This window comes from Planotetraspora thailandica (genome assembly GCF_016863335.1).
Classification (GTDB): Bacteria; Actinomycetota; Actinomycetes; order Streptosporangiales; family Streptosporangiaceae; genus Planotetraspora; species Planotetraspora thailandica.
In genome coordinates this window covers 39,961-61,433 of sequence record NZ_BOOR01000059.1, presented here as the reverse complement: position 1 = coordinate 61,433, position 21,473 = coordinate 39,961, and the positions used below count along the sequence as shown (strand labels likewise).

The window sequence follows — 21,473 nt, the reverse complement described above, 5'->3', positions numbered from 1 at the left end:
CGTGGTCGTCATGGAAACAGACGCCGTGTCACTGACCGCAGTGACCAAGAGCTTCGGGGCCGTCCGCGCCGTCGACGGCCTCACGCTGACCATCCCCCGGGGCAGCACCGTGGCCCTCCTCGGCCCGAACGGCGCGGGCAAGTCGACCACGATCGGCATGCTGCTCGGGCTCATCCCTCCCGACTCGGGAAAGGCCGCCCTGTTCGGGCTCGATCCCGGCCAGGCCGTACGGCGGGGCCTCGCGGGAGCGATGCCCCAGGAGGGCGGGCTCATCCCCCGGGTCACGATCGGCGAGCTCCTCACCTTCCTCGCCGGGACCTACCCCGCTCCCCTTCCCCTGGACCAGGTGCTGGCGCTGGCGCAGATGACCGGCTTGCGGAACCGGCGGGTGGACAAGCTCTCCGGCGGCCAGGCCCAGCGCGTGCGCTTCGCCATGGCCCTGATCGGCGACCCCGGCCTGATCGTCCTCGACGAGCCGACCGCCGCCCTCGACGTGGAGGCGCGGCGCGAGTTCTGGAACGGCATGCGCACGCTGGCCGGCAGGGGCAAGACCATCCTGTTCTCCACCCACCACCTCGGCGAGGCCGACGAGCAGGCCGACCGCTTCGTCGTGATCGACAGGGGCCGGGTGGTCGCAGACGGCACCAGCACGGAGATCAAGAAGATCGTGGCGCTCACCACGGTGAGCGTGACGGCCCCGGCCGAGGTCGGTTGGCTCGGCGACCTTCCCGGAGTACGCCGGATGGAGGTCAGGGGCGACAGGGCGCACCTGCGCAGCGCCGACCCCGACGCCACCGTGATGGCCCTCGCCGAGGCGGGAGCCGTACGGAACCTCGAAGTGGCCCCCGCCGGCCTCGAAGACGCCTTCGTCGCCCTCACCAGCAAGGAGACCGTGTGATGGTGGGCTATATCCGCCTCGAACTGCTCAGGATCATCCGGGACGGCGGCTACGTCATCTTCGGGATCGCCTCCCCCGTCGTCATGTATCTCGTGCTCTCCAACCTCGTCCCGATCCAGGGCGGCAGACAGGACGCCTCGATCCTCACGATGGTCAGCATGGCCGCGTACGGAGCACTCGGCGGCGCGTTCAACAACGGCAGCGGCATCGCCGAGGACCGCGCCGCCGGCTGGCTGCGCCAACTCCGCCTGACGCCGCTGACCCCGGCCCAGGTAGTGGCCGGCAAGGTCGTCACCGGTGCGCTCGGGGTCGTGCCCAGCATCGCCGCCGTCCTGCTCACCGGGGTGCTGGTGAACCACGTCTCGCTGAGCCCGGGCCAGTGGCTGGCCATCGTGGGGCTGCTGTGGGTCGGCACGATCCCCTTCTCGCTGCTCGGGCTGGGCAACGGCTACAGCCTCTCCGGGCAGACCGCCGCCATGGCCAACATCGCGGCGCTCCTCGGCCTGTCCATCGTCGGCGGGCTCTGGGTGCCGACCGACGGATTCCCCGGCTGGTTGCGCGCGATCGCCGAGTGGACCCCGTCCAACAGCTACGCCTCGCTGTCCTGGAACGTCGCCTTCGGTCATGCGCCGGGACCGCGTGCCGTCGCGATCCTGTGCGGGTGGCTGGTGGTGTTCGGTCTCTACGCCCTGTACGGCTTCCGCCGCGCCGGGCGGACCGCCTGACCGATATGAAACGATCGCAGCCGATGAAGCAGTCGAAGCCCGGCGGACCCGAGTGGCTGAACCCGCTCAGCGAGAACGAGCGGGGGCCGGACGCCAAGGGCATGTACATCTGGGTCACCCTCGCCGGCGGAAGCGTGTGGGACATCGTCAGCGGGCAGTCCCATCCCCTCTGGCTGGCGTGGCCCGCGGCGGCCGCCTGCGCGGCGCTCTACATCGTGACGATCCGCCTCGCCTTCTCCGACCGGCACCGGGCGACCTGGCGGGCGCTGCCCCTGCTCGCCGCGCTCACCGTCGCCTGCGCCGCGTTCTTCCAGAAGGACTGGTTCTACCTGCTGGTCATGCTCTCGATCGCGATCGGGGTGACCCTCCGCGGACGAGAGCTGCCGCCGCTGCTGATGGTCCTGTGCGTCACCGGGTTCGCCCTTCAGCTCGCCGTCGGAGCCTCCATCGGCTTCGCCGTGCTGATCGCCTGGGGCACGTTCACCGCGGGCATCATTCCGGCGATCATGATCCGCCTGTGGGAGGCCATCCACGAGCTCCAGCGCACCCGCGAGGAGCTCGCCAGCTCGGCGGTCGCGGAAGAGAGGCTGCGCTTCTCCCGCGACCTCCACGACCTTCTCGGCCACACGTTGTCGGTCATGGTGGTGAAGGCGGAGGCCGTACGACGCCTGATCCCGAAGGACCCCGCGACGGCGACGCGGCAGGCGGAGGACATCGAGCAGATCGGCCGGGAGGCGCTCACCGAGGTCCGCGCGGCCGTCACCGGCTACCGCGGCCGAGGGTTGTCCGCCGAACTGGAGTCGGCCCGCACCGTGCTCGCCGACGCCGGCATCGACGTCACGGTCCGCACCCCGATCCTGCGGCTCACGCCGGAGACCGACGCCCTCCTCGGGTGGGCCGTGCGCGAGGGCGTGACCAACGTCATCCGCCACAGCGGCGCCCGCTCGTGTGAGATCCGCCTCAGCGAGCCTCCCGGGGCGGTGCTGGAGATCCGCGACGACGGCGGCGCACAGGCAGGGCCCGGCGGGACGGGCAACGGCCTGGTCGGCCTGCGCGAGCGGGTGACAGCGGCAGGCGGCACCCTGGAGGCGGGACCGCGGGACGCCGGGGGCTTCCTGCTCCGCGTGACGTTGCCGGAGCAAGGAGACAACGCGTGATCAAGGTACTCCTGGCGGAGGACCAGGGCATGATGCGCGGCGCCCTGGCCCTCCTGCTCGGCCTGGAGGACGACATCGAGATCGTCGCCCAGGTGGCGTCCGGCGACGACGTCGTCGCCGCGGCCGTGGAGACGCGGCCGGACGTGGCCCTGCTGGACATCGAGATGCCCGGCCGGAGCGGGCTCGACGCGGCGGCCGACCTGCGCGATCGCGTCCCGGCCTGCCGGGTGGTGATCCTCACGACGTTCGGCAGGCCCGGCTATCTGCGACGCGCGATGGAGGCGGGCGCCTACGGCTTCCTCGTAAAGGATGGTCCCGTCGAGGAGTTGGCGACCGCGATCCGCCGAGTGCTCAACGGAGAGCGGGTCATCGACCCGGCGCTCGCCGCCGCCGCGCTCAGCACCGGCCCGAGCCCGCTCACCGACCGCGAACGGGACGTCCTGGCCGCCGCGGCCGACGGCTCCACGATCGCCGACATCGCGGTGCGCCTCCACCTGTCGGAGAGCACCGTGCGCAACTACCTGTCCTCCGCGATCGGCAAGACCGGCACCCGCAACCGCATCGAGGCCGCCCGCGCGGCCCGCCACAACGGCTGGCTCTGACCCGCCCTACTGCACGTCGAACTCGTTGCCTTCGGGGTCGGCCATGGTCACATGGTGCGACCCCGGCTCCTGAACCGTCCACAACACGGTCGCGCCGAGCGCCTTGAGCCGGTCGACCTCGGCGTCCCGGCGTTCCGGACCGGCGTGCAGGTCGACGTGCAGCCGGTTCTTGCCCGACTTCGGCTCGGGCACGGCCTGGAAGAGGATCCTGCGCCCCAGGCCCGTGCCGCTGGCCGGGTCGACCGGGTCGCCGGGATGCCGTACGGCCCGCAGGCCCTTCCACGCCTTGCCGTCCGCCGTCAGGTCGCCGGGGCTGACGACGCCGAGGCCGAGCAGCCGCTCGATGATGGCGGTGTTGTCCTCGACCTCGTATCCCAGCGCCTCGGCCCAGAACGCGGCCAGCTTGTGGGGGTCTGCGCAGTCGACGACGAGCTTCCACTCAAGGATCATGTAACCGATATTAGTGGTTACACCTTCGCCCGTCAGGCGATCGTGTGGATCCCGCCCGGTTCGATCACATTCAGGGCTGCGTCATGGACAGGAATCCCGCGTCGAACGTCACCTGCGCCAACGCCCGCTGACCCTCGGCGTTGGGATGGAAGTAGTCCCACCCGCTCACGTGCCGCAGCGTGAAGGGGTAGGAGAACACCGCTCCCCCGTCGTACCTGCAGGCCGGGCCGTACAGGGCGCACGCCTGGCGGAGCTGGTCGTTGTAGGCGATCACCCGGGCGCGCACCCGCTCCCGGCGGGCCTCGTCCTTCTTGGCGAGCGACGACGGCTCCGCCAGCATCGACGGGCAGACGCGGCCCAGCGCCCAGAACGAGCGGGCCCAGCCGTTGTCCTTGCCGACCAGCCACAGGCGCCTCAGGTCGGGGATGCTGGCGACGAACACCTTCGCCCCCGACGGGCGCAACACCGCGAGCGCGTCTTCGACCCCCTTGCGGAACGCGCCCACCGGGGTCATGGCCGCCTCCGAGTCCGTGCAGGCGTCCTGCGCGCCGATCAGGATCGTCACGTATCCGGCTCCCGCGGCGACCGCCCGGCGAGCCTGGCCGGCCAGGTCGGCGCTGTCCGCCCCCGGAACCGCGAAGTTCAGATTGTGGCCCCTCATCCCCGGGCTCATGCCGAGCAGCCTCAGGTAGTGGCTGCCGACGCTCGAGTCGTCCCCTGCCGACCACGACCGCGACGTGCACGAGACGTACCAGCCGCACGCGTTGAATCCGGCGCTTATCGAGTCGCCGAGCGCGGCCATTACCCTGGGCGTCTGCCGGGTCTGCGCGTGGGCCGTCCCTGTTCCCGCGACGACGGCCGCCGCGACAAGGACAGGCGCGATTTTTTTGATCATGGGCACCTCCGGGACCCAAAGCTAGGGATCACGCGGAGGTTCGGCCCGAGGCCACCAGGGCAGTCGCGACTACCGTGACCAAGTCCCTGTCCTCGCTTTACGCGAGGCGCCCGGCATGCGGGGGTCGGTGTCGAACGTGTTCAGTTCCTGCGTAAAGTGAGGCAAATGAGTGTCGCCCTGATCCGCCCCCTCACAGTTCGCACCGTCGCGGTGAGCGACCCGGCCGATCTGCTCGCGCGTCTACCCGGCGCCGGGCCGTACGTCTGGGTCAGACACGGTGAAGGACTGGTGGGATGGGGGGTCGCCGCCCGCACGAGCGTCCCGCCGGGCCCCGGCCGCTTCCAGTGGGCGCGCGAGTGGCTGTCGTCGGTCTTCGGCGACGCCCGGATCGACGACGAGGTCGGCATGCCGGGCTCGGGCCCGGTGGCGTTCGGCTCGTTCGCCTTCGACGCGAGCTCCACGGGGTCCACGCTGGTGGTGCCGCAGGTCGTGCTCGCCCGGTCCGGCGGGAAGGCGTGGCTGACCACCGTCGGCGAGCCCTCCTCCGACACGGTCGCGCCCTTAGCCGCGCCCCTCGGCATCCGCTACGAAGACGGCACCCTGACCGCCCTCCAATGGCAGGACCGGGTCGCGAAAGCCGTACGGAGGATCAGGGGCGGCGACCTGGACAAGGTCGTGCTGGCCCGTGACCTGATGGCAGTCGCCGACCGGGAGATCGACACCCGGGTCCTGCTGTCGCGGCTGGCCACCCGCTACCCCGAGTGCTACACGTTCTCCGTCGACGGCCTCGTCGGCGCGACCCCCGAGCTGCTCGTGCGGCACACCGGCCAGTCCATCGAGTCGCTCGTCCTGGCCGGCACCGTCGCCCGTGAATCGAACCCGGCCGACGACGCCGCCCGAGGCGCCGCGCTGATGGCCTCCGAGAAGGACCGCTACGAGCACGTCTGCGCCGTCGTGTCGGTCAAGGAGGCCCTCGCTCCCCTGTGCGCGGAGATGCACGTTCCCGACGAGCCCGAGCTGCTCATGCTACCCAACGTGCAGCACCTCGCCAGCCGGGTCACCGGCCGCCTGTCCGACGGCGCGTCGGTGCTCGACGTGGTGGCGGCCATGCACCCCACGGCGGCCGTCGGCGGCACGCCCACGGCGAAGGCGCTCGGCGTGATCGGCGAGCTGGAGGGCATGGACCGCGGCCGCTACGCCGGCCCCGTCGGCTGGATCGACTCGCGCGGGGACGGCGAGTGGGGCATCGCGCTGCGCTGCGCCGAGGTCTCCGGCGACCACGCACGCCTGTTCGCGGGCTGCGGCATCATGGGCGGCTCGGACCCCGTCGCCGAACTCGCCGAGGCACAGGCCAAGTTCCGCGTCATGCAATACGCGCTGGAAGGCTGACGCCCGGCCTACCCGCGGGCCAGGTAGACCAGTCCTCCGAAACTCACGTCAGCACGTCCTGCGGTGACGGTCGCCAGCCACTCCTCGAAACCGGCCGTCCCCTCCTGAGGGACCGCCACCTCGAAGGCGACGTCCGCGCCGTAGGCGACCCCCCGCAGCTCGTACGGCGAGGCCCTCAGGTCGTTCTCCAACCGGCCGGCGAGGGCGTGCCCGATGGTCACGACACCGACCGTCGCCGGGGCCATCTCCACCGTGCCGGCGCGATCGAGCGTCTCCCCCACGGCCCCGCCGTAGGCCCGGGCGAGCCCTCCGGCGCCGAGCAGCACGCCGCCGAAATAGCGGGTGACCACGGCGACGACGTCGGCGAAGCCCCGCCGGCCGAGCATCTCCAGCATCGGGGTGCCTGCCGTACCGCCCGGTTCGCCGTCGTCGTCGGCCTTCCGCACCTGTGTGCCGATGATGTAGGCGGTGCAGTTGTGCGTGGCGTCGGCGTACAGGCGCCTGCGCCCGGCGATGAAGTCCCGCGCCTCCTCCTCCGTGCCCGCCGGCGCGAGGGCGCAGATGAAGCGTGAACGGCGGACCTCGACCTCGTGCTCGGTCACGCTCTTGATCGTCAGGTAGGGGGCGGCCACCGCGTCAGGCTACACACCCCGCTCAGCGCCCCCGGGCGTCCGGGCCCTCCCACCGCAGGGCGGGCAGGTTGACCACGATGGCCTCCTGGGTGCTGCGTGCGATCACCACGACCGCCTCCTCGTCCGGGTCGGGGTTCTCCTCCCGGTGGGGCACGAACGGCGGCACGTAGATGAAGTCGCCGGGCCGGGCGTCGATCCTGGTCTCCCGCGGCTCGTCACCCTCGACGTCGAGGAAGACGAACGACGGCGACCCGCTGACGACGTAGATCGCGGTCTCGGACGCTCCGTGATGGTGGTCGGCCGAGACCGTCGCGGGCGCCACCGTGGTCTGTCCCATCCACAGTCGCGACGAGTGCACGCTGGCGCCGCTGATGGCGGCCTGCCGATGCATGCCCGAGGTCTGGGCCGTCTCCGACGTGAGCCCCCCGGGCGCGATGCGGTGCAACCTCCGGTGGAACGGGTCTTCGGGCAGGATCAGCGCTTCCGTCATGACGATCTCCTCCTCCGGGCCGTGGCCGAACCACACAGGCGTGACCGGCGCAGACCATACCCACGACCGGCACCCACGACCGGCACCCACGACCGGCACGGCGGCACGCCCGGGGCTCGTCGAGTGAATCCACGCGAGTGCCTTTACAGCGTAGATTCACCGCCGTACGCCTCCTGACAACATCACTCTTGTCTTGACATGGTTTGTCCGGACATTCTCCCCACCGTAAGATCTGGTCCGGCAGAGGAGGAGAACATGAGCGAGCTGGAGATCGACCTGGACCGGTCGAGCCCGGTCCCCCTCTATTTCCAGGTCGCCGAGCAGATCTCTGCGGCCATCAGCCGCGGCGTCCTCCCGCCGGGATCGCGACTGGACAACGAGATCGAACTGGCCGGCCGCCTCGGCCTGTCACGCCCGACGATCCGCCAGGCGATCCAATACCTGGTCGACAAGGGCCTGCTCGTGCGCAAACGCGGGGTCGGCACCCAGGTGGTGCACGGCCAGGTGAAGCGCTCGGTCGAGCTGACCAGCCTCTACGACGACCTGCGCCGCGCCGGGCAGGAGCCCGCGACCCGGGTGCTGTCCATAGGGCCCGTGGCCGCCGACGAGCAGGTCTCCCGGGTACTCGGCCTGGCCCCCGGCGCAGAGGTGCTGCGGATCGAACGGCTCCGCTACGCCGGAGGAGAGCCGCTCGCCGTGCTCCACAACTGGCTGCCGCCCGGTCCGGCCGACCTGACCGCGGCGGTGCTGGAGGAGCGAGGACTGTACGAGGTGCTCCGTTCGGCCGGGGTGCGGCTGCGGGTCGCCAACCAGCGCATCGGCGCCAAGGCCGCGACGCCGGCCGAGGCCCGCCTGCTGGGGGAACGGCGCGGCGCACCACTGCTCACGATGGCCCGAACGACCTACGACGACCAGGGCAAGGCGGTCGAGCACGGCGCGCACGTCTACCGCGCCTCCCACTACTCCCTCGAGGTCACGCTCATCGAACGCTGACGCGGGTTCACGCCCCGATCACCTCGGCGGCCGCGTCGTTCTCGGCCGCGACGGCCTTGGCCGCCTTGCGCTTCATCCAGATCATGGTGCAGACGCCGAAGACGACCGCGGCGCCCAGGCCCGCCCACGAGAGGTTCTTCATCCACTTGTCGGCCACGATGCCGAGGTAGTAGACGGCTGCTGTCGTGCCTCCCGCCCACAACACGCCGCCGAGCACGTTCGCGACCGCGAAGCGCCAGTACGGCATGCGCAGCGCCCCGGCGAGCGGACCCGCGAGGATGCGCAGCAGGGCCACGAAACGGCCGATGAAGACCGCCCACATGCCCCACCGATGGAACATCTCTCCGGCCTTGGCGATGTGCGCGGGCCCGAAATGCTTGGGGAAACGCCGGCCCAGCCGGTCGAACAGCGACTGGCCGCCCTTACGCCCGATCAGGTAGCCGATCGAGTCGCCCACGACGGCCCCCGCGCTCGCGCAGATGCCCACGACGAGCGGGTCGACGACGCCCTTCGCGGCGAGCAGGGCCGAGCTGACCAGCACGATCTCACCGGGGAGCGGGATGCCGAGGCTTTCCAGGCCGACGACTCCCGCGACGATGACGTACACCCAGACCGAAGGAATGGTCTGCAGCCACTGGTCGACGGCGTGCATGGGGCTCCTAGGGCTGTGGGGAAAACGATCAAGAGGAGATGACCCGGAGAAACAGGTACATTCTGCCCCTGCCGCCGAAGCGGTGCGTCCACATCGACGACAAGCCGGGGCAGAAGGCCTACGAGCGCATCGCCTCCCGTACGGCGTCGCGCATCTCGGCGTGGACGACCGCGTTGGCCGCCCGGTCGGTGCGCACCTCGACCATCCGCAGACCTTCGCCCTTGATCGCCTTGGGCAGGTCCTCGATGTCCTCGAGCAGCGTGTACGGCAGGCCGCTGGCCGCGGCCAGATAACCGAAGTCCACCCCGTGGGGGGTGCCGAAGACACGCTCGAACGGCCCCTCCAGGGAGGCCTGGGGCAGCAGCGAGAAGATCCCGCCGCCGTCGTTGTTCACGACGACCAGGCACAGGTCCGGCCGGGGCTCACGCGGGCCCAGGATCAGGCCGTTCTGGTCGTGCAGCAGCGTCAGGTCGCCGATCAGCGCGTACGAGGGGCCGTTGTGGGCCAGGGCCGCGCCCATGGCCGTGGAGACGAGCCCGTCGATCCCCGACGCCCCCCGGTTGGCCATCAGCCGCAGCCCGCGGCGTGGCCGCATGGTCTGGTCGAGCTCCCTGATCGGCGTCGACGACCCGCAGAACAGCAGCGACCCGTTGGGCAGCACCGCCGTGAGGTCGCGAGCGAGCCGCGGCTCGGTCAGGCCCGAGGAGGCCAGAACGCCGTCGATCGCCTCCCTCGCGACGTGGTCGGCCTGCCGCCACGACCGCAGCCACGCGTCGTCGCCCGCCGCGATGGGGATCTCCACGGCCTGCGCCACCTGCGTGGCCGACCGGGTCGGGTCGGGCCAGCGGGTGAGGTCGCCGGCGACGACGATGTGCTCCTCTGCCCGCCGCAGCCACGACATCAGCGGCCGGGACAGGCCGGGGCGCCCGAGGGTCACGACGACGTCGGGACGGTGGGCCCGGGCGAAGTCCGGATCGGACAGCAGGAAGTGGTAGGCCGAGATGGCGTGGTCGCCGTACCGGCCGCCGCCGTTGGGCTCCGACAGGACAGGCCATCCAGCCATGCCCGCCGCCGCGACGTAGCGCCGGACACCCGGCGCCCCGTCCCCGACCACCAGCACTCCCTTGCGGGTCGGCGGGATGTGCAGGGCGGAGGCGGGCGGCGCGACCCTCGCCCTGATCCACGCGCCTCCGGCGTCGCCGTCGAGCGACTCGGACCACTTGGTGTCGCCGTCAGGGATCAGCGGCTCGCGGAAGGGCACGTTCAGGTGCACGGGCCCGGGGTCGGCCGGCCCGAGCGCCCGCTGGTAGGCCCTCCCGACGAGCGACCTCCAGTAGGCCACCTGGCCCGGCCGGTCCTCGGGCACCCCGATCTCGGCGAACCATCGGACGGCCGAGCCGTACAGCTTGATCTGGTCGATCGCCTGGTTCGCGCCGGTGTCCCGCAGCTCGGGCGGCCGGTCGGCGGTCAGCACGAGCAGCGGCACGCCCGACTCCGACGCCTCGACGACCGCGGGGTGGAAGTTCGCCGCGGCGGTTCCCGACGTGCAGATGAGCGCGACCGGCCGCTCGGACCGCTTCGCCAGCCCGAGGGCCAGGAACGACGCCGACCTCTCGTCGATGCGCACATGCAGCCGCAGCCGCGATTCGCCGTGGACGGCCAGCGCGAGCGGCGCCGAGCGCGAGCCGGGGGCCAGCACGACGTCGGTGACTCCGCACCTGACGAGTTCGTCGGTCAGCACGGTGGCGAGTGCGGTGGCCGGGTTCACGGCCGTCCCCCCGCGGGCTCGCCGTTCGACCGGCGTGCCCGCCGGCCCAGATCTGCGGTCATCGGCGTCTACGGGCGGCGCGGGAACTGCGCGAAGTTCGGGGTGCGCTTCTCTTTGAACGCGTCGCGGCCCTCCTGGGCCTCCTCGCTCATGTAGTACAGAAGCGTGGCGTCGCCGGCGAACTGCTGCATGCCGGCCGCGCCGTCGGTCACCGCGTTGAGCGCGCCCTTGAGCATGCGGAGCGCGAGCGGCGACTTCTCCAGCAGCTCACGCGCCCACTGGACGGTCTCCTCCTCCAGCCGCTCGAGGGGGACCACCGCGTTGACCAGGCCCCACTGCAGGGCCGTCTCGGCGTCGTACTGGCGGCACAGGTACCAGATCTCGCGGGCCCGCTTGAGCCCGACGGTCTCGGCGAGCAGCCAGGAGCCGTAGCCCCCGTCGAAGGAGCCCACCTTGGGACCGGTCTGCCCGAAGCGGGCGTTGTCTGCCGCGATCGTCAGGTCGCAGCACACGTGCAGCACGTGGCCGCCGCCGATCGCGTAGCCCGCCACCATCGCGATGACCGGCTTGGGGCACCGGCGGATCTGCACCTGCAGGTCCAGGACGTTCAGGCGGCCGATGCCGTGGGTCTTGTCGTCGACGTAGCCGTCGTCGCCGCGGATCTTCTGGTCGCCGCCCGAGCAGAAGGCCTTGTCGCCTGCGCCCGTGAAGATGATCACGCCGACCTCGGTGTCCTCCTGGGCGATGTTGAACGCATCGCGCAGCTCGAACAACGTCGTCGGACGGAACGCATTGTGCCGCTCCGGCCGGTTGATCGTGATCTTGGCGATGCCCTCCGCGGTCTCGTAGACGATGTCCTCATAATCGCCTGACCGCTTCCAGTCGAGACCGTTGGCCACGCTCGCTCCTCAGTCATCACTTATCGGCAGTCGTCAGAATCGGCCCCACAACCGGACGCGCCCGTACCCGGACTAACCTTACGACCGTGCCGACCCCTAACGGACATCGACCGGTTCACGCCCTGCTCATGCCACCGGGGCCCGCGCTGTTCAGCGCCGTGCGGCATGCGCTGTCAGGCGAGGGCCCGGCCGTCCTGCCGCTCTCGCCCGACCTGCCGCGAACGGCGATCGAGGCCGCGATCGCCGCGCTGCGGCCCACCCACGTCGTCACCCCCGACGGCGTACGGCACGAGCCCGGCGGGCAGGCGACGAACGCCACTGTGATCATCGCCACATCGGGGTCCACGGGGACGCCCAAAGGCGTCGAGCTAACCGCGGAGGCGCTCACGTCGTCGGCACGCGCGTCGCTCGACCGGGTGGGCGCGCAGGCCGGGCAGCGCTGGTTGTGCTGCCTGCCGCCGGCCCACATCTCGGGCATGCAGGTGCTCGTCCGCTCCCTGCTGAGCGGGAGCGAGCCGATCATCCACGAGCGTTTCTCGGCCGCCGCCGTCGCCGCGAGCGGCGCCGACCACGTCTCCCTCGTCCCGACCCAGCTCAGGCGGCTGCTCGACATAGGAGCCGACGTGTCGGCGTTCCGCACGATCCTGCTCGGCGGGGCCGCCGCTCCCCCCGGCCTGCTCGCCGAGGCCGCCGCCGCCGGCGCGCGCGTCGTCACCACGTACGGCATGAGCGAGACGAGCGGCGGATGCGTGTACGACGGCGCGCCCCTTGACAATGTAGATCTCGAAATCGGCGACGACGGACGGGTCAGGATCGCCGGACCCGTCCTGTTCTCGGGCTACCGCCTCCGCGACGACCATCCGGTCGACGGGCGCTGGTTCGTCACCTCCGACCTCGGGGTGATCGAAGGAGGGCGGCTGAGCGTTCTCGGCCGCGCCGACGACGTCATCAACACCGGCGGCCAGAAGGTCGTGGCAGGCGTGGTCGCCAAGGTTCTCGCCGGTCACCCCGGGGTGCGCGACGTGGCCGTGGTCGGCAGGCCCGACCCGGAGTGGGGGGAGATCGTCGTCGCCGTCGTCGTGGGAACGGCGACACTCGAAGATCTACGTATCTTCGCCAAGGAGCGGCTTCCCGCTTACGCGGCACCCCGCGTCGTCGAGATCGTGCCCTCGATCCCGGCCCTCCCGAACGGCAAGCCCGACCTCGCCGCCCTACGCCGGGCCCCTGCTCACGCGGCCTCCACCTCCTCCCCCGGCGAACCTCCGGGAACAAACTGAACCCGTCGGCGTTATTGCTACTGGTGCGCGTGACCTACCGCCACCACCCGCCAACCACCCGACGAACAAGGAACTCCGTCAAGGAGGAGGTGCCCTCATGCCCCGCACAGCCGTGGCAACCTCGCCCGAGGGCGAGGTGACCCCCACGCCACTGGGCCGGCTTCTGGACCAGGGCCGCGAGAAGGGTCACCTTTCCCTCACTGAGCTACGCGAGGCGTTTGCCCGGTTCGGGGTCAGCCCAGCGGAGGGCCGCTCGATCCTGAGCGAGCTCACCGAGGCGGGCGTGAACCTGGCCACGGACGACGACGCCGCCGTGGCTCCCCGTAAGGCTGCCGCGACCCCGGCCAGGAAGACCACGCGCCGGGCCGCCCAGGCCGCCGCCAAGAAGACCGCCAAGACCACCGCGGCCACCCCCAAGGACGTCCCCGCCGAGGAGGCCGACGACGAGGAGTGGTCCCCCGAGGACGCCGAAGACACGGCCACGATCGACCTCGACGACAACTCGTCGGTCATGGGCGACTCCGTGCACACCTACCTCAAGTCGATCGGCCGCCGCACGCTGCTCACCGCCGCCCAGGAGGTCGAGCTGGCCAAGCGCATCGAGGCCGGCCTGTACGCGGAGTACAAGCTGGACAGCGCCCTGGAGAGCGGCGAGAAGCTCGCCCCCGGCGTACGCGAGGACCTCGAGTGGGTCATCGACGACGGCAAGCGCGCCAAGGACCACATGCTGGAGGCCAACCTCCGCCTGGTCGTGTCGGTGGCCAAGAAGTACACCGACCGCGGCATGGCCCTGCTCGACGTCGTCCAGGAAGGGAACCTCGGCCTCATCAGGGCCGTGGAGAAGTTCGACTACACCAAGGGCTACAAGTTCTCGACCTACGCCATGTGGTGGATCAGGCAGGCCATCCAGCGCGGCTTCGCCGACTCGGCCCGCACGATCCGCCTGCCCGTCCACGTGCTGGAGATGCTGTCGAAGCTGTCGCGCGTCGAGCGTGACATGCATCAGCGGCTCGGCCGGGAACCCACCCCGGAGGAGCTGGCCGCCGAGCTCGACAAGACGCCCGACCAGATCGAGGAGCTGCTCCGCACCAGCAGGCAGCCGATCAGCCTCGACTCCACGATCGGCGAGGACGGCGAGACCCGCATCGGCGACCTGATCGAGGACATCGACTCCCCCGAGGCGTCCGAGGTCGTGGACCGCCAGCTGCTGGCCGAGCAGCTGAAGGGCGTGCTCGGCAACCTCAGCCCGCGCGAGGCGAAGATCATGAGCCTGCGTTTCGGGCTGACCGACGGCAAGCCGCACACCCTCGACGAGATCGGCAGATATCTCGGCCTGACCCGCGAGCGCATCCGCCAGCTCGAGAAGGAGTCGCTGTCCAAGCTCCGCCACCCGAGCAACGCGCGCCCGCTGCTCGACTGGGCCAGCTGAGACTGAGACCTCGGCCGGCTGAGGACTGGGCCGGCTGAGACCCGGCGAAAACGACGACGGCCGCCACCCGAAGCCGGGTGGCGGCCGTTGCCATGTGACCTACATGTGCCCTATCGGCCGGCGACGCCGGCCCTCGGCACCCGCGCAATGCCGGTCAGCCGGTGCTCCTCGCGCAGGGTGCGCAGGCGGCTCACCTCGGCGGTCCACTTGGCGCCCTCGGGAGTCGCCCGGGCCTTGCGCCGGGCGATGCGGTCGTCGTAGGCCTTCAGACCCAGCGTGACCCGCTGCTTCGCCTCGGCCGCCTTCAGCGCCTCGGTCAGGGCCTGGTCGAGGGCCAGACCCGCCTCACGCAACTCCTCGGCTGAGGCCCCGGCGGCGCGCTTGGTCCGCAGCGCCTGCTCGGCCTCCCTGGCCTGCTCCAGCAGAGCGCCGAAGTTGCCTCCGGTCTCCTGGTCGGCGTGGTAGCGGTCCGCCTCACGGCTCACCCGCCGACGGAAAAACGCCATCGTCAGCCCCTCCAGATCGAACAACGCATCGCTGCCGGTAGCGTACGCGCTCCTCACGCCACCGCGCACACCAGGGTGCGCCGTCCTTTACGAAGTAAGGACACCTGTGGCAGCATGATCGCCATGCCTGCGAAGCGACCGCCCGTCCCCCTGTCCCTCGAACGCATCGTCGACGCCGCCCTGCACATCGCCGACGGGCAGGGTCTGCGCAGGCTGACCATGCGCAGGCTCGGCGACGCCCTCCAGGTGGAGGCGATGGCCATCTACCACCACCTTCCCCGGGGCAAGGAGGCCCTGATGGACGTGCTCGCCGAGCACGTCACCGCCGTCCAGGTCGCCCCGGACGGGCTCGGCACCTGGCAGGAGCGGGCGCGCGCATGGGCACGCGCGAGCCGTACGGCGCTGCTGGAGCACCCCGGCGTCCTGTCGCTGGCCCTGACCAAGCCGTCGAAGGGCGCCGCCCTGATCGCCGTCCGGGAGCAGGTCGAGCAACTTCAGGAGGCCGGCCTGGAGGGTGCGGGCGAGGCGGTGCGCGCGCTGCGCGCCTACGTCTTCGGCAGCGTCGCGGTCGAGGTGCAGCGGTCCGGGTGGGCCGACCCGGACGCGACGGTCCAGAACGCGAGGACGGAGGACGGCGAGCGGGACTTCGAGCACGGCCTGGACGCTCTGATCAGAGGCCTGGGAGGCTGACGATAACGGTCATCATCGGCGAAAACGCTAGAAAGCACCCGGCGGCGTAAGACAGAGGTAATGGCTCAGTTACCAGACGGACGGCGTGTCGAGGTTGGCCCGTTATCATCCATGAGGCAACCTTGTGTTACAGGTCACATCAGCATGGGTCCAGTCTGGCCACACCGCCTCCCCACCCGGGATCGGCGATATCGCCCGAACGGACTATGTCATGCCGATGTGACCGGCCACCAAAGTGGTGTAGATATTCATACGTCAACCCCGAAGGCTCGCCCCCCAGACGAGGGAAGGAAGACACCGGCGACGGCGACCGATCTCATGCCGCCGTCCACGGTGAACGACCACGAGCGATCGATAAAGACACGGAGCCCCGGCGATGTGCCCTCATGACCCGGCCTGTCCCGAAGCGGACGCGAAGGACCGAGAAGCCGCCCGCACGATAGCGTCACACCCTGAGCAGGGCTGGAGCCTGCTCTGCAACGGCGTCGTGCTCTTCGAGGACACCGGGGAGCTCCTGCCGAACGGCGGGGTCATCGCGCCCCACCGACCCACCGACATGGCCATCAGCGCAGCCTGAGCCCCTCCAGCCAGTCGGCCACCACCTCGCCCACGCGGGCGGGTTCCCTGTTCAGATCGTGACCCTCCCCTTCAAGGACCACGAGACGCGCCGCGTCGGCCGCGTCCGGCACCCCGAACGGGTCCCTGTCTCCATTGATCACCAGAACGTCGGTCCCCGCCCGCCGCAGCTCCTCCGCCCGTGACCGTTCCGGGCGTCCCGGAGGGTGCAGGGGGAAGGCGAGCGCGACCACGGCCGCCGCCCCCACCGCCGTCGCCGTACGGCAGGCCACCCTCGCCCCGTTGCTGCGTCCGCCCTGGATCAGCGGCAACCCCGCGTAGGTCTCGCGCAGACCCGTCACGATCGAGACCCACGCCTCGTCCTGCTTGACCGCCGAGCCCGGCGCCCGCGCCCCTTTCAGCCGGAACGGCTGCACCACCCGGGCCACCGTCGCGCCGATGCCCAGCACCGCCTGCCGTACGGCGAGCAGGTCGGGCGCGTCGACTCCCCCGGCGGAGCCGTGCGTGAGCACGAGCAGGAAGCTGGGGCGGTCGACCTCGTCGATCTCGACCCGCGCAGGCCCATGCGGTGTGGTGACCTCCATGGACGCAGACCGTACCGGCCGCGGACCCGTGCCTTCGCCGCGGCCCCGTCCCAGCTTATTAAATTGACGGAGTGAGTACTCACTCCGTACTTTGATCGTATGACGGAAACCTCCCGGCGCCGTGCGCCGGCAATGGACCCCGACCGCAGGCGCGCGGCCATCGTCGCCGCCGCCCTCCCCCTCGTCATCGAGTACGGCGCGGCCGTGACCACGGCGAAGATCGCCCGTGCGGCCGGCATCGGCGAAGGCACGATCTTCCGCGTCTTCGCCGACAAGGACGCCCTGCTCGCGGCATGCATGGCGGAAGCCCTGCGCCCCGACGACGCCGTCGCCCACGTGGAGGCGATCTCCCTGGACCAGCCGCTCGCCGCCCGGCTCGCCGAGGCGGCCGAGGTGATGCGCGGCTTCATGATCCGCGTGGGCGCGGTCGCGGGGGCGCTGGCCGGAGCGGGCCGGGGGGAACGCCCCCCGCGACCCGGGGCCGGTCAGGAGGGCGGACACGACCGAGAGGCGGGGCTCGGGGCGCCGCGCGCGGCTCTGGCCGCGCTGTTCGAGCCGGAGCGGGACTCCCTCAGGCTGGCACCGCAACGCCTGGCGGACGCCTTCCAGATGCTGCTGATGGCCTCCGGGCGGCCAGGGGCGCCCGACCCGCTGACCACCGACGAACTGGTCGATCTCTTCCTCAACGGCGCCTTGCGCCACGAGGGACCGCCCACGGCCCGTGGTCCCCGGAGCGAGGCAGCCGGATGACGGCGCCTGGCCCCCTCGGTCACCGGACGAACCGCCGCGTGAGATCACGCTTCTCCGACCTTGGTACGAGAGGCGACCCTCCGAAGGAGGGATGCACCGGCGCAGTCCGCTTGCCAGAATGTTCATTGTGACGGATATCTCACCGCAGCACCGGGTCGCGTCCCCCACCACGCGGCAGGACCTTCACGCGATCATCGAGGCCCGCCGCGAGCTCGGCCCCGACTACGAGGACGCGCTGGTCGACTCGTTCCTCGACAAGCTCGACGTCGAGATCGCAGCGCGCGTCCGGTCCGAGGTGGCCGCGCAGACCTCGGGCGCCGCGGGCAAGGACAACCGCCGCGCCAAGGACGCCGCCGTGCCCGTGGCCCTCGGGTCGCTCGGCATCGCCATCCCCCTCACCGCCATCGCGGGAGACGCCGCCGGAGGTCCCGGCCTGCTGCTCGTCTGGGCCGGCATCATCGGCGTCAACATCGCCTACGCGCTCAGCCGCCGTTCTCGCTGACGGCTCCGTCGACGCCGGGGGTGTCGCTCCCCGCGGCCGGCCGTACGTCGCGGCCCATCCGCAGGCGCACCTGCTCGGCCACCACCTCGTCGGGGTGGTCGAGACCGTAACGCCAGACCGTCTCGGCGTCCGCGTCACGGCCGCGCAGCGGCAGCGTCCGGGCGAGCAACTCGATGGCCAGCGCTCCGGTCTCGGCCTCCCCGTCCTCCCACCGGCCCTCCTCGACGGCGTTCGCGAACTGGCCGCACGCCATGTCGAGGTGGGCGATGCCCAGCAGAATCCGCAACCTCGCGGCGTCGGCGACGGCCGTCACCGACAGCGCCTCCAGCAGCACGTCGGCGGCCTGTTCCGGCTGACCGTCGTCCAGCAGGTCGGCCGCCATGCGCTCCGCGACGACCGACAGGCCGACGGCGGCGTCGGCCTGGTCGGGGCCCTCCGCGTCCGCGGCGAGCTCCGCGAAGATCGCCGCAGCTTCACCGAGATCGCCGTTCTCGGCGAGCCGGCGTGCCTGGTCGATCGGCCGCCCGGGGTCGACTGCCGTCATGAGGGGGCCTCGCAGTGATCAGGTGGGGTGGGGAACGATCAGCAAGATCTTAACGATCGCCGCCGCCGCACGGGAGCGACATGCGCAACTGGTCGTTCCCCGGAGACCTCAGTCCTCGTACGCCTCGAGGGGAGGGCACGCGCACACCAGGTTGCGGTCGCCGTAGGCCTGGTCGATGCGGCGCACCGGCGACCAGTACTTGTTGTCGCGCAGCGACGGCACCGGGTAGGCGGCCTCGGCCCTGCCGTACGGGTGGGACCACTCGCCGGACACCAGGGAGTCGGCCGTGTGCGGCGCGTTCCGCAGCGGGTTGTCGGTCTTGTCGTACTCGCCGGAGGCGACTCGCGCGATCTCCGCCCGGATGGCGATCATCGCGTCCACGAACCGGTCGAGCTCGGCGAGGTCCTCGCTCTCCGTCGGCTCGATCATCAGCGTGCCGGCGACGGGGAACGACATGGTCGGCGCGTGGAAACCGTAGTCGATCAGGCGCTTGGCCACGTCGTCGACGGTGACGCCGGTCTCCTTGGTGATCTGGCGCAGGTCGACGATGCACTCGTGGGCGACCAGGCCGTCGCGGCCGGTGTAGAGCACCGGGTAGTGCGGCGCGAGCCGCCTGGCCAGGTAGTTGGCCGACAGGATCGCCTGCTCGGTGGCCTGCCGCAGCCCATCCGCGCCCATCATCCTGACGTACGCCCAGGAGATCGGCAGGATGCCCGCCGAGCCGTACGGCGCGGCCGACACGTGCGCGGGCAGGTGATCGGCGAGGTGGGCCTTCACCGCCACCGGGCCGACCCCGGGGCCGCCGCCGCCGTGCGGGATGCAGAAGGTCTTGTGCAGGTTGAGGTGGGAGACGTCGGCGCCGAACTCGCCGAGCTTGGCCAGGCCGACCAGCGCGTTGAGGTTGGCGCCGTCGACGTAGACCTGCCCCCCCGCCTCGTGGACCCGCTCGCAGATCTCGACGATCGTCTCCTCGTAGACGCCGTGCGTCGACGGGTAGGTGACCATGATCGCGGCCAGCGCGTCCCGGTGCTTGTCGATCTTCGCGGCGAGGTCGTCAAGGTCGACGTTGCCGCTGTCGTCGCAGGCCACGACCACGACCCGCATGCCTGCCATGACGGCGCTGGCGGCGTTGGTGCCGTGAGCCGACGAGGGGATGAGGCAGACCTCGCGGCCGAGGTCGCCGCGGGAGCGGTGGTAGGAGCGGATGGCGAGGAGTCCCGCGAACTCGCCCTGCGAGCCGGCGTTGGGCTGGATCGACACCCGGGCGTAGCCGGTGATCTCGGCGAGCCAGCCCTCGAGACCGCCGATCAGCTCCAGGTATCCCCCGACCTGGTCTTTCGGCGCGAAGGGGTGGATGCCGGCGAACTCGGGCCAGGTGATCGGCTCCATCTCGGTGGTCGCGTTGAGCTTCATGGTGCACGAGCCCAGCGGGATCATCGAGCGGTCGAGCGCGATGTCCTTGTCCTGAAGCCTGCGCAGGTAACGCAGCATCGCCGTCTCGGACCGGTGGGAGTGGAACACCGGGTGGGTCATGAAGTCGGAGGTCCTGACCAGGTCGGCGGGCAGGGCGTCCGGCGTCACCCGGTCGAGGTCGTCCACGACGACCCCGAAGCAGCCGAACGCCTCCCACACGACGCTGAGGTGGGCCGTGGTCGTCTTCTCGTCGCAGGCGACGGCGACGAGGTCCTGGTCGACCTTGCGCAGGTTGACGCCCGCCGCGGCGGCGGCGCCGATCACCTCGTCGGCCCGGCCGGGCACGCGGGCGAGCACGGTGTCGAAGAACTCCTCGTGCAGGACCTCGACGCCGTGCTCGCGCAGCCCCGCGGCCAGGATCGCCGCGTGCCGGTGGGCGCGCTGGGCGATCCGCCGTAGCCCGTCGGGGCCGTGGTAGACGGCGTACATCGAGGCGATCACGGCGAGCAGGACCTGCGCGGTGCAGATGTTGCTGGTCGCCTTCTCCCTGCGGATGTGCTGCTCGCGGGTCTGCAGGGCCAGCCGGTAGGCCGGGTGCCCGTCGGCGTCCACCGAGACGCCCACCAGGCGGCCGGGCATCTGCCGCTGCAGCCCTTCGCGTACGGACATGTAGGCGGCGTGCGGGCCGCCGAAGCCGAACGGCACGCCGAACCGCTGGGTGGAGCCCACCGCGATGTCGGCGCCCAGTTCGCCGGGGGCGGCCAGCAGCGTCAGACCGAGCAGGTCCGCGGCGGCCACCACCTGGGCGCCCAGGGCGTGCGCCCGCTCGGCCAGGTCGCGGAATCCGGCGACCCGTCCGCTCGCTCCCGGGTACTGCACCAGCACCCCGAAGCATTCGGGCAGGTCGCCGGTCAGGTCGGACTCGACGAGGGTGATTCCGAGCGGCTCGGCCCTGGTCGCCAGCACGGCCTTCGTCTGAGGCAGCGTGTCGGCGTCCACCACGAAGACGTCCGCCTTGGCCTTGCTCGCCCTGCGGGCCAGCGTCATCGCCTCGGCCGCGGCCGTCGCCTCGTCCAGCAGTGAGGCACCCGCGACGTCGAGGCCGGTCAAGTCGCTGACGACGGTCTGGAAGTTGAGCAGCGCCTCCAGCCGTCCCTGCGAGATCTCCGGCTGGTACGGCGTGTAGGCCGTGTACCAGCCCGGGTTCTCCAGCACGTTGCGCAGGATGACGCCGGGAGTGATCGTGTCGTGGTAGCCCAGTCCGATCATCGACGTGAGCACCTGGTTGCGGCCGGCCAGGGAGCGCAGCTCGGCCAGTGCCTCGGTCTCGTTCACCGCTTCGGGCAGCACCGGCGGCGTCGCCGTCCGGATGGCCGCGGGAACGGCCACGTCCACCAGGTCGGACACCGACTCATAGCCGACGGTCTCCAGCATCCGCGCCTGCTCGGCGTCGGAGGGACCGATGTGGCGGGCGGCGAAGGGCGGTGCGGAAAGATCGCGAAGCGGTGAGCGATCGGTCATGACAGGGGCCTCCTGGCGGGTCGAGACCAGCGCGCGCCGTGCCCGGTGGCACAGCCCGTCGTCGTTCGGTCTCCCCCTCTGTCATCAGACCTGAGAGCTTCGCCGGGCGATCATCGTGCCCGGCTTTCCCC

23 protein-coding genes are annotated in these 21,473 nt (G+C 71.2%); 12 read left to right on the top strand and 11 right to left on the bottom strand.

The features are described from left to right. From Pth03_RS32075 to Pth03_RS32060, 4 genes are all read left to right on the top strand, one after another. A partial coding sequence (locus Pth03_RS32075; protein WP_308442399.1) for an ABC transporter ATP-binding protein occupies nt 1-898 on the top strand: 898 nt, incomplete at its 5' end. Then, entirely contained in the window at nt 898-1,623 is a 726-nt protein-coding gene (locus Pth03_RS32070) for an ABC transporter permease (protein WP_203948184.1), read from the top strand. The genes Pth03_RS32075 and Pth03_RS32070, both read left to right, overlap by 1 nt. Before the next feature lie 23 nt (nt 1,624-1,646). Further along, nucleotides 1,647-2,780, top strand: coding sequence for a sensor histidine kinase (locus Pth03_RS32065; RefSeq protein WP_203948183.1), 1,134 nt, complete (start codon nt 1,647-1,649; stop codon nt 2,778-2,780). Further along, nucleotides 2,777-3,382 carry a response regulator transcription factor gene (locus Pth03_RS32060; protein ID WP_203948182.1) on the top strand — a complete coding sequence of 202 codons (606 nt, stop codon included), beginning with the start codon at nt 2,777-2,779 and terminating at the stop codon, nt 3,380-3,382. The genes Pth03_RS32065 and Pth03_RS32060 overlap by 4 nt, the downstream gene beginning before the upstream one ends. A gap of 6 nt (nt 3,383-3,388) precedes the next feature. Here Pth03_RS32060 and Pth03_RS32055 read toward each other — a convergent pair whose 3' ends face one another. Both Pth03_RS32055 and Pth03_RS32050 read right to left on the bottom strand, forming a co-directional pair. Next, the gene (locus tag Pth03_RS32055; protein WP_203948181.1) at nt 3,389-3,832 is read right to left on the bottom strand and encodes a VOC family protein; all 444 of its coding nucleotides are present in this window, start codon (nt 3,830-3,832) and stop codon (nt 3,389-3,391) included. Between the two features lie 70 nt (nt 3,833-3,902). Further along, entirely contained in the window at nt 3,903-4,727 is an 825-nt protein-coding gene (locus Pth03_RS32050; protein ID WP_203948180.1) for an SGNH/GDSL hydrolase family protein, read from the bottom strand. A 165-nt stretch (nt 4,728-4,892) separates the two neighbouring features. Between Pth03_RS32050 and Pth03_RS32045 the strand changes: the two genes are divergently transcribed. Then, on the top strand, nt 4,893-6,116 hold the full coding sequence (locus Pth03_RS32045; protein WP_203948179.1) for an isochorismate synthase: 1,224 nt from the start codon (nt 4,893-4,895) through the stop codon (nt 6,114-6,116). Between the two features lie 8 nt (nt 6,117-6,124). Here Pth03_RS32045 and Pth03_RS32040 read toward each other — a convergent pair whose 3' ends face one another. Together Pth03_RS32040 and Pth03_RS32035 are read right to left on the bottom strand one after the other, a co-directional pair. Beyond that, a complete protein-coding gene (locus Pth03_RS32040) occupies nt 6,125-6,748 on the bottom strand; it encodes an IMPACT family protein (RefSeq protein ID WP_203948178.1) in 624 nt (207 codons plus the stop codon). 22 nt (nt 6,749-6,770) lie between these two features. Next, entirely contained in the window at nt 6,771-7,238 is a 468-nt protein-coding gene (locus Pth03_RS32035) for a cupin domain-containing protein (protein WP_203948177.1), read from the bottom strand. Between the two features lie 255 nt (nt 7,239-7,493). On the opposite strand from Pth03_RS32035, the gene Pth03_RS32030 reads away from it, so the two are divergent. Then, nucleotides 7,494-8,231 carry a GntR family transcriptional regulator gene (locus Pth03_RS32030; protein ID WP_203948176.1) on the top strand — a complete coding sequence of 246 codons (738 nt, stop codon included), beginning with the start codon at nt 7,494-7,496 and terminating at the stop codon, nt 8,229-8,231. Nucleotides 8,232-8,238: 7 nt separating this feature from the next. Here the strand turns inward: Pth03_RS32030 and Pth03_RS32025 are convergent, their stop codons facing one another. The 3 genes from Pth03_RS32025 to menB form a co-directional block, all read right to left on the bottom strand. Next, complete coding sequence (locus Pth03_RS32025; RefSeq protein WP_203948175.1) at nt 8,239-8,883, bottom strand: DedA family protein; 645 nt, start codon at nt 8,881-8,883, stop codon at nt 8,239-8,241. 118 nt (nt 8,884-9,001) lie between these two features. Beyond that, nucleotides 9,002-10,651: a 2-succinyl-5-enolpyruvyl-6-hydroxy-3-cyclohexene-1-carboxylic-acid synthase gene (menD, locus tag Pth03_RS32020; protein ID WP_203948174.1), complete on the bottom strand. Its 1,650-nt coding sequence runs from the start codon at nt 10,649-10,651 to the stop codon at nt 9,002-9,004. A gap of 68 nt (nt 10,652-10,719) precedes the next feature. Continuing rightward, entirely contained in the window at nt 10,720-11,550 is an 831-nt protein-coding gene (gene menB, locus Pth03_RS32015) for a 1,4-dihydroxy-2-naphthoyl-CoA synthase (protein ID WP_203948173.1), read from the bottom strand. Nucleotides 11,551-11,678: 128 nt separating this feature from the next. Between menB and Pth03_RS32010 the strand changes: the two genes are divergently transcribed. Both Pth03_RS32010 and Pth03_RS32005 read left to right on the top strand, forming a co-directional pair. Further along, nucleotides 11,679-12,827: an AMP-binding protein gene (locus Pth03_RS32010; RefSeq protein WP_203948190.1), complete on the top strand. Its 1,149-nt coding sequence runs from the start codon at nt 11,679-11,681 to the stop codon at nt 12,825-12,827. Nucleotides 12,828-12,924: 97 nt separating this feature from the next. Continuing rightward, nucleotides 12,925-14,256 carry an RNA polymerase sigma factor gene (locus Pth03_RS32005; protein ID WP_203948172.1) on the top strand — a complete coding sequence of 444 codons (1,332 nt, stop codon included), beginning with the start codon at nt 12,925-12,927 and terminating at the stop codon, nt 14,254-14,256. A gap of 110 nt (nt 14,257-14,366) precedes the next feature. Here Pth03_RS32005 and Pth03_RS32000 read toward each other — a convergent pair whose 3' ends face one another. Further along, nucleotides 14,367-14,762, bottom strand: a complete 396-nt coding sequence (locus Pth03_RS32000; RefSeq protein WP_203948171.1) for a hypothetical protein — start codon at nt 14,760-14,762, stop codon at nt 14,367-14,369. A 123-nt stretch (nt 14,763-14,885) separates the two neighbouring features. On the opposite strand from Pth03_RS32000, the gene Pth03_RS31995 reads away from it, so the two are divergent. Then, the gene (locus tag Pth03_RS31995; protein ID WP_239119520.1) at nt 14,886-15,452 is read left to right on the top strand and encodes a TetR/AcrR family transcriptional regulator C-terminal domain-containing protein; all 567 of its coding nucleotides are present in this window, start codon (nt 14,886-14,888) and stop codon (nt 15,450-15,452) included. A 376-nt stretch (nt 15,453-15,828) separates the two neighbouring features. Then, nucleotides 15,829-16,029 carry a DUF5999 family protein gene (locus tag Pth03_RS31990; protein ID WP_203948169.1) on the top strand — a complete coding sequence of 67 codons (201 nt, stop codon included), beginning with the start codon at nt 15,829-15,831 and terminating at the stop codon, nt 16,027-16,029. Here the strand turns inward: Pth03_RS31990 and Pth03_RS31985 are convergent. Continuing rightward, nucleotides 16,016-16,612, bottom strand: coding sequence for an alpha/beta hydrolase family protein (locus Pth03_RS31985; RefSeq protein ID WP_203948168.1), 597 nt, complete (start codon nt 16,610-16,612; stop codon nt 16,016-16,018). The genes Pth03_RS31990 and Pth03_RS31985 overlap by 14 nt on opposite strands. A 99-nt stretch (nt 16,613-16,711) precedes the next feature. On the opposite strand from Pth03_RS31985, the gene Pth03_RS31980 reads away from it, so the two are divergent. Both Pth03_RS31980 and Pth03_RS31975 read left to right on the top strand, forming a co-directional pair. Next, entirely contained in the window at nt 16,712-17,362 is a 651-nt protein-coding gene (locus tag Pth03_RS31980) for a helix-turn-helix domain-containing protein (RefSeq protein WP_239119519.1), read from the top strand. Between the two features lie 127 nt (nt 17,363-17,489). Beyond that, nucleotides 17,490-17,864, top strand: coding sequence for a hypothetical protein (locus Pth03_RS31975; protein WP_203948167.1), 375 nt, complete (start codon nt 17,490-17,492; stop codon nt 17,862-17,864). On the opposite strand, the gene Pth03_RS31970 is transcribed toward Pth03_RS31975, so the two are convergent. Together Pth03_RS31970 and gcvP are read right to left on the bottom strand one after the other, a co-directional pair. Further along, complete coding sequence (locus tag Pth03_RS31970; protein WP_203948166.1) at nt 17,845-18,408, bottom strand: hypothetical protein; 564 nt, start codon at nt 18,406-18,408, stop codon at nt 17,845-17,847. The two genes, Pth03_RS31975 and Pth03_RS31970, sit on opposite strands and share 20 nt — an antisense overlap. A gap of 108 nt (nt 18,409-18,516) precedes the next feature. Continuing rightward, nucleotides 18,517-21,342 (bottom strand): aminomethyl-transferring glycine dehydrogenase, encoded by a 2,826-nt coding sequence (gene gcvP / locus Pth03_RS31965; RefSeq protein ID WP_203948165.1) that lies wholly within the window; start codon nt 21,340-21,342, stop codon nt 18,517-18,519. Nucleotides 21,343-21,473 lie beyond the last annotated feature (131 nt).